The sequence below is a fragment of the Vibrio aerogenes genome, assembly GCF_024346755.1.
In the GTDB taxonomy this organism is placed as follows: domain Bacteria; phylum Pseudomonadota; class Gammaproteobacteria; order Enterobacterales; family Vibrionaceae; genus Vibrio; species Vibrio aerogenes.
In genome coordinates, this window is the sequence record NZ_AP024861.1 from 269817 (window position 1) to 282440 (window position 12624).

A 12624-nucleotide genomic window follows, 5' to 3' on the forward strand; every position below is an offset into this window, starting at 1 on the left:
GGTTGTCGAGTGAAACCAAGATTCTGATTCATATGGAATTTAAGGTGCCGTTAAAACTGAAAATTATAGTTTTACTGATTGTTGTAATCAGTGTTGGTGGATACTCCCTATATCACTATAGTCACAGTGCACCTAAGTTAGCTAAAGGTTCTGCTCCCTGGAATATTTACATCAGCATGCCTTCGTTATACCCGGTTTACATCACCCAAGCATATGGTATCAGTGAAGTGGAAGATTGGACGTCTCCTATGATGGGGGGCAAACAGTTTATGCGGCGTTCCGGGTTGAAGTATGTTCGGGAACATTTCCCCAAATATGATGGATATGGATTACCAATAAGCGGCTCAGTTAACTCCGTACTGACCCAAGTGGCAGGTAAAAAGAGTATCCCGGACAGTATTTATCTGTATTGGGTATCACTGGCGAACTTAAGGTTCTTTGTTACCCGGTTTGATATTACGCCGGAGATTGTGAAAAAAATGCAACAAATCCGCCGCTGGGGAAACAGAGAACGGCATTGTTCGTTGAATCAATTTGTGTTCGGTTTATTACCCAATGGGCAAGCGAAAGTTTGGCTGACGGGATGCAGGATACCTGAATATATCGGAGAAGTAGCCCCTCTAATGGAAAAAGACCGGGATACCAATGGTTATAATAAAGAAGATTATCATGATTCAGCCATGATAAAAGATATTAAAGCGAGAGCTGAAGCTTTGGGGGTTAACTTATTCCCAGTACCGTGGGACAGGCTTGAGCGGGTATATACTTACGACAAAGATGGTGAATATGCTTTGCGTAAGGCAAGAAAGCTGAAACGGCAAGCCGGGAAGTAAGGATGGTCCTTAAAATTCCTCTTAAACTGAAAATTGTCATTGTACTGATCATTCTGGCCGGTGTGAGTGGGGTTATGATCTCTCACAATCACGCCAGCGCCCCTAAACTGGCTAAAGGGGCCAGCCCTTGGAAGATTTTTATTAGTATGCCTTCATTATATCCGGTCTCAGTCACTCAGGCGTATGGTGTTAGTGAGGTGGAAGACTGGACATCGCCAACCATTGGGGGGGGGCAGTTTATGCGTCTGTCCAGTCTTGAAAACTTAAGGGAGAATTTTCCGGAATATGATGGGTACGGATTACCTTTCAGCCCTTTTGTCAATCCTACTTTGACTCAGGCGTCGGGTAAGAAAAGTATCCCGGATAGTATTTATCTGTATTGGGTGTCACTGGCGAATCAGCGCTTTTTTGTTACCCGGTTTGATATCACGCCGGAAGTCGTGGCAAAAATGCAACAAATTCGTCGTTGGGGAGAAACCAAACAGAGCTGTTCATTACATCATTTTGTGTTCGGTTTATTACCCAATGGGCAGGCGAAAGTCTGGCTGACGGGATGCCGGGTGCCTGAGTACATCGGAGAAGTAGCCCCTCTGATGGAAGCAAAGGCAGACAGCAACGGTTTTGATAAAGCGTATTATCAGAAAATGTACTACACCCAAGATATCAAGGAGCGAGCTAAGGAGCTGGGAGTCGATTTATTTCCGGTACCGTGGGAAAAGCTGGAGCGGATCTATTTTTATCAAAAAGATGGAAAGGGAGCTTTGCGTAAAGCGAGAAAGCTGAAACAGCAGCAACAGGCAGGTAAGTAAGGTTGTCGAGTGAAACCAAGCTTCTGATTCATATGGAATTTAAGGTGCCGTTAAAACTGAAAATTATAGTTTTACTGATTGTTGTAATCAGTGTTGGTGGATACTCCCTATATCACTATAGTCACAGTGCGCCTAAGTTGGCTAAAGGAGCAGTTCCCTAGGATATTTATATCAGTATGTCCTCATTATATCCGGTCTCTGTCACTCAGGCGTATGGTATTAGTGAGGTGGAAGACTGGACATCGCCAACCATTGGCGGGAGCCAGTCTTTGAGTCGATCAAGTCTAAAGCATGTTCGGGAGCATTTCCCAAAATATGATGGATATGGTTTACCCATTAGTGGTTCTGTTAATACCATGCTGACCCAAGTGGCGAGGAAAAAAAGTATCCCGGATAGTATTTATCTGTATTGGGTGTCGCTGGCGAATCAACGCTTTTTTGTTACCCGGTTTGATATTACGCCGGAAATCGTGGCAAAAATGCAACAACTTCGTCACTGGGGAAATAGAGAGCTGCATTGTTCGTTGAATCAATTTGTGTTCGGTTTATTACCCAATGGGCAAGCGAAAGTCTGGTTGACGGGATGTCGGGTACCTGAATATATCGGAGAAGTAGCCCCTCTGATGGAAGGAAAAACCGACAGCAATGGATTTGATAAAGCATATTATCAGAGAAAGTATTATACCCAAGAAATCAAGGACCGCGCGAAGGCTCTGGGTGTGGATTTGTTCCCGGTACCGTGGGACAGGCTTGAGCGGGTATATACTTACGACAAAGATGGTGAATATGCTTTACGTAAGGCAAGAAAGCTGAAACAGCAAGCCGGGAAGTAAGGATGGCCCTTAAAATCCCCCTTAAACTGAAAATTGTCATACGACTTGATACCAGCCGTATTGTTTATATAGCATTACTACTGTAATTGTTGAGTGCTTTGCTGCAGGCTACATCGGATACCATAATAGTGGTATCCGTCTAATTGTGGGACCGAATGCCCACGATCAATTGTTTTATCATCACCTCTATAGACTTTTTCTTTTCCCGATTCAGGGCCTTTGGGGTTTAGTTCAGGAGATTTGCTGTAATAATCAGATGAATACCAATCATTAACCCATTCTTTAACGTTGTTTGATAAATCAAAAATGCCAAGAGGGTTAGCGGGCCATTGTCCTATGTCATTGATGCCGGTGGAGTGATTCCATTCATCCGGTTTGAAATCTCTGTAATGGTTGATTTTTTCATCATAGAAAAATCCATCTTGATATTGTAGGTACCCATTGTCAGTAGCGTAATAGAGATTTTTACTATGCTACGGGAAGCATATTCCCATTGTGCTTCGGTTGGTAAATCAAATGGTAAGTTAGATATTGTATTTAACCACGTACAATAATTTTTTGCTTGGGGCCACCATTAACTTTTGTCGGTTTCTGCTGTGCCCTTTTATAGAACTTTTGATAGTATGTATCCGTGTGCTTTAACGGTTTCCCATCAACTTTCCACTGAACAAAATATTGATCGAACGGTTGTCCTAATGTTTGAAGATATGTATCAAAATTTGCCATTGAAGTTTCATACTTCGATAAAGAATAACTATCCAGTGTGACTTTATGGAGATGGTCGGCACCTGTTTTTTTGCTTGTCAATGAACTAAGGCATTTAGCCTCCGGCGTCCAGTCCATTCGCTTTACATCTTTTGGGTTACAGGGCGCGTGAAAGTCCCCCATCATGAAGCTGCCACCTTTGATAAACACCATATTCTCAATCGCCCTCACTGCTACATCAAGGATTTGTTGTTGCAGCTGATGGTCAAGTTTTGGGTGCTGGGTTTGAATATTTTTAATGATGGTGTCGATTTGCTGCTGAGAGACACTCTCGCTGCTGGCGGAGAGATCGGAACTTGAGTTGCAGGCTGCGAGCAGTGGTAGCAAACAGAGGGAAAGCCAACGGAGTTTCATGGAGCATCATCCTGATTATTTTGGTGTTTCTGATGGGCTCAATTGTAATGAAATCAGTGGCTTAAATGTAGTCCGGGGGTAAAAAATCAGTATTTGCAGTGATTGGTGTGATTTTGGTTCAGGATGTGGATGCGACCATCTTTTAGATAAGTGAAAATGATCAGAGATAATCATTCTCTGATCCGCTCTTAGATTTTAATCTTTATCTGTAGCCTCAATTAACATCCGTCGTTCACTTACCGTCACTCGTAGCGTCTGTTTCACTTCAAAACCGAACTGCTTCATCCAGCCGCCGGTCACCTGAATCATCGGAATGGCATCCTCATTGTCTGTACCATCATGGGATTGAACCCGGCCAGTGTGTTCATGTAGGTGATACATATTTAGGAATAGTTATTTATCCTCTTTTATTTTTATATGAACTAAATTCAGTAAAAATAATTATTATTTTCAAGCGTAGAAAATAAAATCAATGACTTATTATATAGTTTGATTTTTAATGAGATATTTGAACCAGAGAATAATTATTACTCACAGCCGTGAAGTTATATAAAGTTTGAATTAAAATATAGCGCAAATATTTTTAATATATAACCAGTTGATATTAAATCAAAAAAACTAATCGCGAACCCGTGTGTATAAAACTGATTTCATTTAAGGGGTATTTCATCAGATGATTTTTGTAACGTATAATAATACGTTATTTAAATTAACAATATTATCATTGTGCTTGATATTTATACATTGTGAATGTATCTTGTCCCGGCTTTTTTGGTGTTTAATATATTTATCACTTAATGTCAGTAAAAATAGCTGGCAAAGAAAACGATAAACTATTTAATTAACAATGATTTTTGGTATTGGATTTTAGGTAATGAATAAAAATGTAATGGCTTTGTTCGCTGGTTTGGCTTTACCGGCAGGTATGGTGTTGTCTGGATATGCAAACGCGACGTCTAGTGCGAAGATTATCAATGGTGTCGAGGCTGATAAAGATAGCTGGCCTTATATGACAGCTTTAATTGATAAAAGTAAATTGAATGCTTTTCAAGGGCAGTTTTGTGGTGGGACGTTTCTTGGTGGCCGTTATATTTTAACTGCCTCGCATTGTGTTTCGGACATCGTGAAGTCGAATACGATTAATGTGTATGCTTCTGTCGGGGTCCATGATCTGAATAATGTGGATACAGAAGGGCAAAAAGCCGAGATTCAAAATATCTACATGCATGAGGACTACTATGCCAGCTCTATCGAAATTCACAACGATATTGCAATTATTGAGCTGGCAGAAGAAATCACTGCAAGTCATGTTGAATTATCCGATGACACACTGACAAACTCATTGATCACAGGAAATACTTTGACTGCGGCAGGATGGGGACAACAATCTGCAACGGAGAATCTGTTCTCTTCAAAACTGTATCAGGTTGATATTCCTTATACTGATCGCAGTACTTGTCAGAATGTCGGCGGTGTCTATGCAACTGTCGGTGATGATGCGATTTGTGCCGGTTATGCTGAGGGTGGGAAAGATGTTTGTCATGGCGATAGCGGCGGCCCCTTATTTTATAATGACAATGGTACTTTCAAACAGGTTGGTATTGTGAGTTGGGGCACGACATGCGCGGATGAAAATGCTTATTCCGTTTACTCTGATGTAGCTTACTTCAGTGACTGGATTGCTGCGAAAACAAGTGGTGTCAGTTACAAGCAACGGATCAATTCAGATGCAACGACACAAAATGTTCAGATTGCTCTTCCGGTGACAAATTATGGAACAGAAGCTTTTGATGTGAAGAGCGTGTTTGCTATACCGGCTGTGTCTATTGTAAGCCACACTTGTAATGATACGCTGGGCGAAGGAGAAAGCTGCCAGGTTACCATTAATGTGGACAGAAAAGCTGCTGGTTTCCTGACTTCAGAGACGGATACTGAGATTCCTGTAAGTTTGAGGACAAACCATACATTGGCATCTGAATTAAAGATGACATTGCACTTCAATAATGCATATGTAGCGGATGTATCTTCTTCAGATGATACAACGAGTTCAGATGATTCAGCATCCTCTGATGATTCAACATCGGCTTCTGGTTCTGCACAATCTTCCGGCTCAACAGCCACATCAGGAAGCTCTTCATCCGGTGGTTCAGGTGGAGCATCATTCGGTTTAGTTTTTTTAGCGATGCTAGGCTGTTTTTTCAGACGACGCTACCTATAATCTTTTGTTGATTAAGTAAAAACGTAGTCTGAACTCATTTGTTCACATTAAGCCATGTGCTATTCAGCAGATGGCTTTTTTATTGTATTGTCAATTAAAATTGATCTGGTCATCGTCGGGAATTAAATTAATCTCATATACTTTTTATTAATAAAGGCTTATAAAGAATTAAGCAGGTTGATACTTTTTTAATTCGTGTTTTGTTTAAGCAGTGGAAGTTTGTGATATGAAAAAAAACAGAGTAACACTTTGGGTTGGTTTGGCTTTGCCCGTTGGTTTGGCTTTATCAGGATATGTTGGGGCATCATCGGAGAATACGGCCCGCATTATCAATGGGACGCAGTCCGCTGAAGGGGACTGGCCATTTATGACCGCCATGGTTTATAAAAACTCAGACGTTTATAACGGTCAGTTTTGTGGTGCTACTTTCCTTGGTGGCCGGTATGTATTAACGGCTTCTCACTGTGTTGCTGACCTGGTGACATCCAACACCTATCAGGCCGATGCGATTATCGGGATTTATGATTTAAGTAATGACGATGAAGGGCAGCGGGTTGAGATTCAGAATATCTACATGCATGAAGACTACAAATCGTCACCACCGCAAAATGATGTTGCGATTCTTGAGCTGACTCAGGAAGTAACTGAAACCAATGTAGAACTGACAACATCAACGCTAACGGATTCTCTCTCTGCCGGAGACTCGTTGACTGTGATGGGGTGGGGGAATCAGTCGACGACATCGGGTGTTTTTCCTCACCAGTTATATCAGGTCGATGTGCCTTATGTTGATCGCAGTACCTGTCAGAACCTGGGTGGCAAATATAGCTATGTTGGAGATGATGCAATTTGTGCTGGTCTGGAAGAAGGTGGTAAAGATTCATGTCAGGGCGATAGTGGTGGTCCGATTGTGTATAACGATAACGGCACTTATAAACAGGTTGGTATCGTGAGTTGGGGGATTGGTTGCGCACAGCCAAATGCTTATGGCGTTTATACCAATATTGCCTATTTTTCTGACTGGATTGCAGCGAAAACCAGTGGTGTGAGTTACCGGCAGCGGATTAATTCCTCATCTACGGAACAAAATGTCCAGATTGATATCCCATTGGCGAACTACGGCTCTGAAATTTTTGATGTGACTAATTTTGAATTACCAACAGGCGTGACGATTGCGAATAATAGTTGTTCTTCTGCTTTGAATCAGGGAGAGAGCTGTACAGTTACAGTCAATATCGACAGAAAAACCGCTGGTTTCACCACAACACAGACTGGTACATCATTGACGCTGAATATTTTAACAGATCAGTCGAAAGCTTCTGAACTTCAAATTGAAGCTTTCTTTAGCAGTGGTTATACAGAAGATGCTTCATCGTCTGATGATTCGGGCTCATCGGATGATTCCGGTTCATCTGACAGTTCTGATTCATCTGATAGCTCATCAACCTCAACAAGCACTTCGGGCAGCAGCTCTTCCGGTTCGGGTGGTGCATCATTGGGTTTGATGATGATGGCGATGTTTGGGCTGATGTTCAGACGCAGACAAACAAAACAGGATGACAGCAAAGCCGCCAGATGGTTGTAATACTATTCTAAGTCATTTTCTGATCTGGATATATCTGGTTCCGCAAACCGCTCAAGCCATCCATGGGCGCTTTAACAAGGGCATCCATGCCCTTGTATGTTTGCTCCACCAGACACATCCAGATGATCAGTTTATTTCCAGATTGGTATAACCTGTTCACCGAAAAAGAAGTTTATTGACTGAAAGAAGCCACCCGCAACAGGTGGCTTCTTTGTCAATCAGAATATATCCTGTGATGAGGATGAGCTTACCGCTGACCACATCCGGTTGGTTGTGAATCCTGAGATAAGGGGCCAACGGTTTGATCATCGCTGGTATTCAGGCCGTAGCCATAAGGAAACAGAGGATGGTTGTGATCGCCCCGGTTACTGATCTGACACTCATTCTCCGGCCAGCTATATGATAATTTGCCGGTGAAGTCGAAATCACCAAACAGAACATCAGCAATCCCATTGCCTTCAGTGCCTGGTAACCATGCGGCAACAAATGCATCTGATTTGTTGATTTCAGGGTTCATCCATAGTGGACGTCCGCCAACGTAAACAGTGACAACGGGTACATCCGGTGCATTCTGTTTGAGCGTAGCCAGAAGCGCTGCATCCTGCGGATAGTGTTTTGAGAAAGATAGTGTATCATCCGGTTTAATATCGCCCTGGCCTTCTGCATAAGGGGTTTCACCGATGACTGCAATAATCACATCATATGCGTCACTGGCTTTTGCGCCATCTTCGCTGAATGTGATCTGTCCCCGGTCACTGACCGCATCTTTTAACCCCTTCAGAATTGATGTCGCATACGGAAAGTCAGCATTTGTATTGCCGGTTCCCTGCCAGGTGATTGACCAGCCACCAGTTTGGTTGCTGATATTATCTGCCGTTTTACCCGTGACCAAAATATTTGCAGATTTATCGATTGGCAGAACATGGTGATTATTTTTCAGAAGTACCAGAGATTTCCGGACCGCTTCTCTGGCCAGATCCCGTAGTGATTGATTCTGAAGTTTTGCCGTTTTACCTGCTCCCAAACGTTTTGATGGCATCGGTTTATCAAACAAACCTGCGCGCATTTTTACCCGCAGAATACGCTTCACAGCATCATCAATCCGGCTCATCGGAATCGTCCCATCCTGCACATCTTTGATGGTGTTGGCGATGAAATCCGGCCATTTTTTCTCCGCAATCATCACCATATCAATACCGGCATTGATGGCTTGCGGGCAGTGGAAGTTCGTACATCCGGGAATCTGGCCAATGGCATTCCAGTCTGAAACGACAAAGCCATCAAAATTCATTTGCTCTTTCAGTATTTGAGTCAGTAAGTACTCATTTCCATGCATTTTGTCACCTTTCCAGCTGCTGTAGGATGCCATCACGGTTTGTGCACCAGCCTGAAGCGCTGAGTAGTAACCTTGTGCATGGATATTGATAAGATCGTGCTCGCTGCTCAGGTTATTTCCCTGATCGGTGCCCTGATAGGTGCCGCCATCACCGAGATAATGTTTCGCGGTTGCTATGACATGGTTTTGATCAAAATTCCCCTGAATACCGCGGACCATGGCATCACCATAACGGAAGACAATCTCCGGATCTTCTGAGTAACCTTCGTAAGTTCTTCCCCAGCGATCATCCCGGACGACAGCCAGTGTCGGCGCAAATGTCCAGTCTAATCCTGTGGTTGTGACCTGTGATGCAGTTGCACGGCCAATGCGTTCCATCATGGCCGGATCGTGTGCAGCGCCTAAACCGATATTATGCGGAAAAAGGACCGAACCTTTGACATTTCCATAGCCATGCACAGCATCGGTCCCCCAAATGACCGGAATGGCTGCATGACCGTCAGATGTATCCATAGAGGCTTGCCAGTAACTGTCTGCCAGTGTGAGCCACTCATTCACGGTTGCATTTTTGTTATTGTCTGGCCAGTCGTTCCCGCCATTCAGTACTGAGCCGATATGATATTGAATGATATCTTCCGGCGTGGTGTTCATGATGGTTGGTTGTGTCATCTGGCCGATTTTTTCTTCCAGAGACATGGTTTTCAGAATTTTTTCAATCGCCTGCTCAATTTCGGATGTTTTTTTGATGCCGTTTTTGAGCGCAGGCCATTCTGTGTGATTTGTTCTGAAATCGGTATTTTTATCCGGGTAGTTTGCGACAGCACAGCCTGTGGTGAGCAAAAAAGCGCTCGAAATGGCTAAGAATTTATGAATTGACATTGTTTGTACCTGTACGTTGTTATGTTTTTATTTTGTTATACCGGAATGGCGAAGAGGCTCGTATCCACTCAACAGACATCTCATTCAACAGACATCTTCAGATTTGGCATCTCACGATTGATCATGAGTCAAACCTGTGTCTGGCTGGCGGATATTTCCGGCTGAATTCTGGCTATCTGTAGCTGTTGCCATTCCGGTTATCCGGTGATGGATAAAACGCGTGTTGTTCTGCGAGATTGCATCGTGTTCACTTCGGGGCAAATCCCTGATGGATTGAACAACACGCGAGGCCATGATTAAAAAGCAAAAACTGGTGCGCATCCAGTGGATTGCTATAATATGTGAAATCAGTCCCATATATTTTTGAGATGAGCTTTCAGAGAGATATGGAAGATCTTTTTCGTTGAGAAGCCTTATCAGACACTGTAAGGTGATTGAATTATCAGCCTGAAACAGAAGGAAAAATTTCATGATTCAAGTTCACCATCTGGAAAAATCACGTTCAAACCGGATTGTTTGGCTGCTGGAGGAATTAGGGGCAGAGTATCAGGTTGTAACCTATCACCGCGACCCGAAATCATATGGCGCACCGGCTGAATTAAAAAAAGTCTACCCTCTTGGGGTCTCTCCGGTCATTACAGATGGGGAAGTGACGGTTGCTGAATCAGGCGCGATTATTGAGTATTTGCTGGATCATTATGATCCGGAACAACGATACAGGCCGGCGGCTGGTCAGTCATTACTTGATTACCGGTACTGGATGCATTTTGCTGAAGGTTCATTGATGCCCTTTTTGGTGATGCAGCTGATATTAAGCAAGTCAAAGAAACGTGTACCATTTTTCATCCGGCCAGTGATTGGTAAATTTGTCGATGCTTTATATGAGAAAGTTGTGTTGCCGCGTTTAACGCCACAACTTCAGCTCATTGATGATTTTCTTGCTGTGAATCATTGGTTTGCGGGGGAGCATCTCAGCGGGGCTGATTTTCAAATGTTTCTTTCTTTGCAACTGGCAGCAATGCAGGCTGATATTTCTTCATACACTCATATTCAGCGTTATATGCAGGAAGTCAAAGGATTACAAAGTTATCAACGCGCTGAAAAACAGTTTTGATGCAGTATGCTTTACTGACAAAAACCGGATGAATGACTCATCCGGTTTTATCTGTTGTGTTTGATCGTGCCTGAGCGCTGCCTGCTCTAGTCGTTCATATAATTTTCAGGCATCTCAATCCGGGCAACACCAGAGTCAACGGCTGCCTGAGCGACGGCTTTCGCAACTCGTGGCAGCAAACGCGGATCCATTGGTTTCGGAATGATGTATTCCGGGCCAAAAGCAAGATTGTCTGCACCGGCTGCTTTCAGAACTTCTGCAGGAACAGGCTCTTTTGCCAGCTGGCGAATTGCTTCAATGGCTGCAATTTTCATTTCATCGTTGATTTCACTGGCGCGGACATCCAGAGCACCCCGGAAAATAAACGGGAAACACAGGACATTATTGACCTGGTTTGGATAGTCAGATCGTCCGGTTCCCATGATCAGATCTTGACGAACCTGATGGGCAGTTTCTGGTTTGATTTCCGGGTCCGGGTTTGAACAGGCAAAAACAACGGGTTTATCAGCCATCAGCTTCAAAGTTTCTGCCGGAAGCAGATTCGGACCAGAGACCCCCAGGAACAGATCGGCACCGGCAATCACATCTTCGAGTGTTCTTTTATCTGTGTTGCTGGCGAAGCGCTGTTTATATTCATTCAGGTCATCACGACGGGTGTGAATCACGCCTTTGCGGTCAAGCATGTAGATTTTTTCACGCATGGCACCGCACTTAATTAGCAGTTCCATACAGGCAACCGCCGCTGCTCCGGCACCAAGACAGACGATGGTACATTCCTTCAGATCTTTACCCTGAAGTTCAATGGCATTCAGCATTCCCGCTGCAGTAACGATTGCTGTGCCGTGTTGATCATCATGGAAAACCGGGATATCACATTTTTCAATCAGACGTTTTTCTATCTCAAAGCAGTCAGGGGCTTTGATATCTTCAAGATTAATTCCGCCAAATGTGTCAGCAATATTTGCGACAGTGTCTACAAACTCATCAATTGTCCGGTGTTTCACTTCAATATCAATCGAATCAAGGCCGGCAAAACGTTTAAACAGTAAGGCCTTCCCTTCCATGACAGGTTTTGATGCCATTGGTCCTAAATTGCCTAAGCCTAAAATCGCTGTCCCGTTTGAAATAACAGCAACGGTGTTTCCTTTCGCTGTATATTTGTAAATGTTGTCCACGTTTTGGGCGATTTCACGAACAGGTTCCGCAACACCCGGGCTATATGCCAGTGCCAGATCTTCGGCTGAATCTGCCGGTTTGGTCAGGGCGATTTCAATTTTACCGGCTGTTGGGGTTGCGTGGTATGCCAGCGCTTTCTGGCGAAGAATTTCTTCCGGAGTTAAATTTTGACTGTTGTCTTCAGACATAAGTGTTGAGTCTCATTGTTATTTTATACCGATTCTGCTCACCGGATAGTGAGCATGTTCATCCGACATCTGTTGATATGATTCAGAAATACATCAGCAGAATATCTGCTTGTATGAACAGAGCTGTTAGTTTAATCGATGTCTGAGAAAGTGAATAGGGCTGTGATACTTTCGTAAGTAAATTTTGTTGCAATTATGAGCGGTTTTGACAGGTTGGCAGAGCATAGTGAGGAGAAAGATCCGAAAAAGAAAGGGACGCAGAAGCGTCCCTCAGAAATTCAGCTGTAATCAACCGATTACTTCTTGCTTGACAAGCTGCCGAAACGCTTGTTGAAGCGATCTACACGGCCGCCTGTATCAACGATACGCTGTTTACCAGTGTAGAATGGGTGACATTTGTCACATACGTCAAGGTGAAGTGATTCTTTGCTCATTGATGATTTAAAAACGAATGAGTTGCCGCAAGAGCAAGTTGCATTCACTTCTTTATATTCTGGGTGGATACCAGTTTTCATGGGAGAACCTCAATATCAG

Annotated in this window: 13 protein-coding genes and 1 pseudogene; 6 read left to right on the forward strand and 8 right to left on the reverse strand. The window is 43.5% G+C overall.

Features of this window, described 5'->3' with window-relative positions; translation table 11 throughout:
* Nucleotides 1-2 precede the first annotated feature (2 nt).
* From OCV29_RS01210 to OCV29_RS01220, 3 genes are all read left to right on the forward strand, one after another.
* Nucleotides 3-833 (forward strand): DUF2931 family protein, encoded by an 831-nt coding sequence (locus tag OCV29_RS01210; RefSeq protein WP_084193145.1) that lies wholly within the window; start codon nucleotides 3-5, stop codon nucleotides 831-833.
* 2 nt (nucleotides 834-835) lie between these two features.
* Nucleotides 836-1642, forward strand: coding sequence for a DUF2931 family protein (locus OCV29_RS01215; protein ID WP_073601868.1), 807 nt, complete (start codon nucleotides 836-838; stop codon nucleotides 1640-1642).
* 176 nt (nucleotides 1643-1818) lie between these two features.
* Entirely contained in the window at nucleotides 1819-2475 is a 657-nt protein-coding gene (locus OCV29_RS01220; protein ID WP_084193143.1) for a DUF2931 family protein, read from the forward strand.
* Between the two features lie 77 nt (nucleotides 2476-2552).
* On the opposite strand, the gene OCV29_RS23620 is transcribed toward OCV29_RS01220, so the two are convergent.
* The 4 genes and pseudogenes from OCV29_RS23620 to OCV29_RS01230 form a co-directional block, all read right to left on the reverse strand.
* On the reverse strand, nucleotides 2553-2873 hold the full coding sequence (locus OCV29_RS23620) for a formylglycine-generating enzyme family protein (RefSeq protein WP_139281473.1): 321 nt from the start codon (nucleotides 2871-2873) through the stop codon (nucleotides 2553-2555).
* A pseudogene (locus OCV29_RS23625) lies at nucleotides 2810-3010 on the reverse strand (hypothetical protein); the annotation flags it as partial. The pseudogene OCV29_RS23625 and the gene OCV29_RS23620, both read right to left, overlap by 64 nt.
* A 2-nt stretch (nucleotides 3011-3012) precedes the next feature.
* Nucleotides 3013-3594, reverse strand: coding sequence for a formylglycine-generating enzyme family protein (locus tag OCV29_RS01225; protein ID WP_139281470.1), 582 nt, complete (start codon nucleotides 3592-3594; stop codon nucleotides 3013-3015).
* Between the two features lie 195 nt (nucleotides 3595-3789).
* A complete protein-coding gene (locus OCV29_RS01230) occupies nucleotides 3790-3975 on the reverse strand; it encodes a SymE family type I addiction module toxin (RefSeq protein ID WP_073601867.1) in 186 nt (61 codons plus the stop codon).
* Between the two features lie 493 nt (nucleotides 3976-4468).
* On the opposite strand from OCV29_RS01230, the gene OCV29_RS01235 reads away from it, so the two are divergent.
* On the forward strand, nucleotides 4469-5812 hold the full coding sequence (locus tag OCV29_RS01235) for a S1 family peptidase (protein ID WP_084193141.1): 1344 nt from the start codon (nucleotides 4469-4471) through the stop codon (nucleotides 5810-5812).
* A gap of 226 nt (nucleotides 5813-6038) precedes the next feature.
* Nucleotides 6039-7397, forward strand: coding sequence for a S1 family peptidase (locus tag OCV29_RS01240; protein ID WP_073601865.1), 1359 nt, complete (start codon nucleotides 6039-6041; stop codon nucleotides 7395-7397).
* A 247-nt stretch (nucleotides 7398-7644) separates the two neighbouring features.
* Here OCV29_RS01240 and OCV29_RS01245 read toward each other — a convergent pair whose 3' ends face one another.
* Nucleotides 7645-9612: a glycoside hydrolase family 3 protein gene (locus OCV29_RS01245; RefSeq protein ID WP_073601864.1), complete on the reverse strand. Its 1968-nt coding sequence runs from the start codon at nucleotides 9610-9612 to the stop codon at nucleotides 7645-7647.
* Between the two features lie 111 nt (nucleotides 9613-9723).
* Nucleotides 9724-10083, reverse strand: coding sequence for a hypothetical protein (locus OCV29_RS01250; RefSeq protein WP_073601863.1), 360 nt, complete (start codon nucleotides 10081-10083; stop codon nucleotides 9724-9726).
* Here OCV29_RS01250 and OCV29_RS01255 point away from each other — a divergent pair.
* Nucleotides 10082-10726 carry a glutathione S-transferase gene (locus tag OCV29_RS01255; RefSeq protein ID WP_073601862.1) on the forward strand — a complete coding sequence of 215 codons (645 nt, stop codon included), beginning with the start codon at nucleotides 10082-10084 and terminating at the stop codon, nucleotides 10724-10726. The two genes, OCV29_RS01250 and OCV29_RS01255, sit on opposite strands and share 2 nt — an antisense overlap.
* An 86-nt stretch (nucleotides 10727-10812) precedes the next feature.
* On the opposite strand, the gene OCV29_RS01260 is transcribed toward OCV29_RS01255, so the two are convergent.
* Both OCV29_RS01260 and rpmE read right to left on the reverse strand, forming a co-directional pair.
* Complete coding sequence (locus tag OCV29_RS01260) at nucleotides 10813-12090, reverse strand: malic enzyme-like NAD(P)-binding protein (RefSeq protein WP_073601861.1); 1278 nt, start codon at nucleotides 12088-12090, stop codon at nucleotides 10813-10815.
* Nucleotides 12091-12386: 296 nt separating this feature from the next.
* The gene (gene rpmE, locus OCV29_RS01265; RefSeq protein ID WP_073601860.1) at nucleotides 12387-12605 is read right to left on the reverse strand and encodes a 50S ribosomal protein L31; all 219 of its coding nucleotides are present in this window, start codon (nucleotides 12603-12605) and stop codon (nucleotides 12387-12389) included.
* Nucleotides 12606-12624: the final 19 nt, after the last annotated feature.

Coding starts and splice junctions, on each gene's coding strand:
- OCV29_RS01215 (WP_073601868.1), top strand. CDS start 836: ATGGTCCTTAAAATTCCTCTTAAACTGAAAATTGTCATTGTACTGATC.
- OCV29_RS01220 (WP_084193143.1), top strand. CDS start 1,819: ATGTCCTCATTATATCCGGTCTCTGTCACTCAGGCGTATGGTATTAGT.
- OCV29_RS01225 (WP_139281470.1), bottom strand. CDS start 3,594: ATGAAACTCCGTTGGCTTTCCCTCTGTTTGCTACCACTGCTCGCAGCC.
- OCV29_RS01230 (WP_073601867.1), bottom strand. CDS start 3,975: ATGTATCACCTACATGAACACACTGGCCGGGTTCAATCCCATGATGGT.
- OCV29_RS01235 (WP_084193141.1), top strand. CDS start 4,469: ATGAATAAAAATGTAATGGCTTTGTTCGCTGGTTTGGCTTTACCGGCA.
- OCV29_RS01240 (WP_073601865.1), top strand. CDS start 6,039: ATGAAAAAAAACAGAGTAACACTTTGGGTTGGTTTGGCTTTGCCCGTT.
- OCV29_RS01245 (WP_073601864.1), bottom strand. CDS start 9,612: ATGTCAATTCATAAATTCTTAGCCATTTCGAGCGCTTTTTTGCTCACC.
- OCV29_RS01255 (WP_073601862.1), top strand. CDS start 10,082: ATGATTCAAGTTCACCATCTGGAAAAATCACGTTCAAACCGGATTGTT.
- OCV29_RS01250 (WP_073601863.1), bottom strand. CDS start 10,083: ATGAAATTTTTCCTTCTGTTTCAGGCTGATAATTCAATCACCTTACAG.
- OCV29_RS01260 (WP_073601861.1), bottom strand. CDS start 12,090: ATGTCTGAAGACAACAGTCAAAATTTAACTCCGGAAGAAATTCTTCGC.
- rpmE (WP_073601860.1), bottom strand. CDS start 12,605: ATGAAAACTGGTATCCACCCAGAATATAAAGAAGTGAATGCAACTTGC.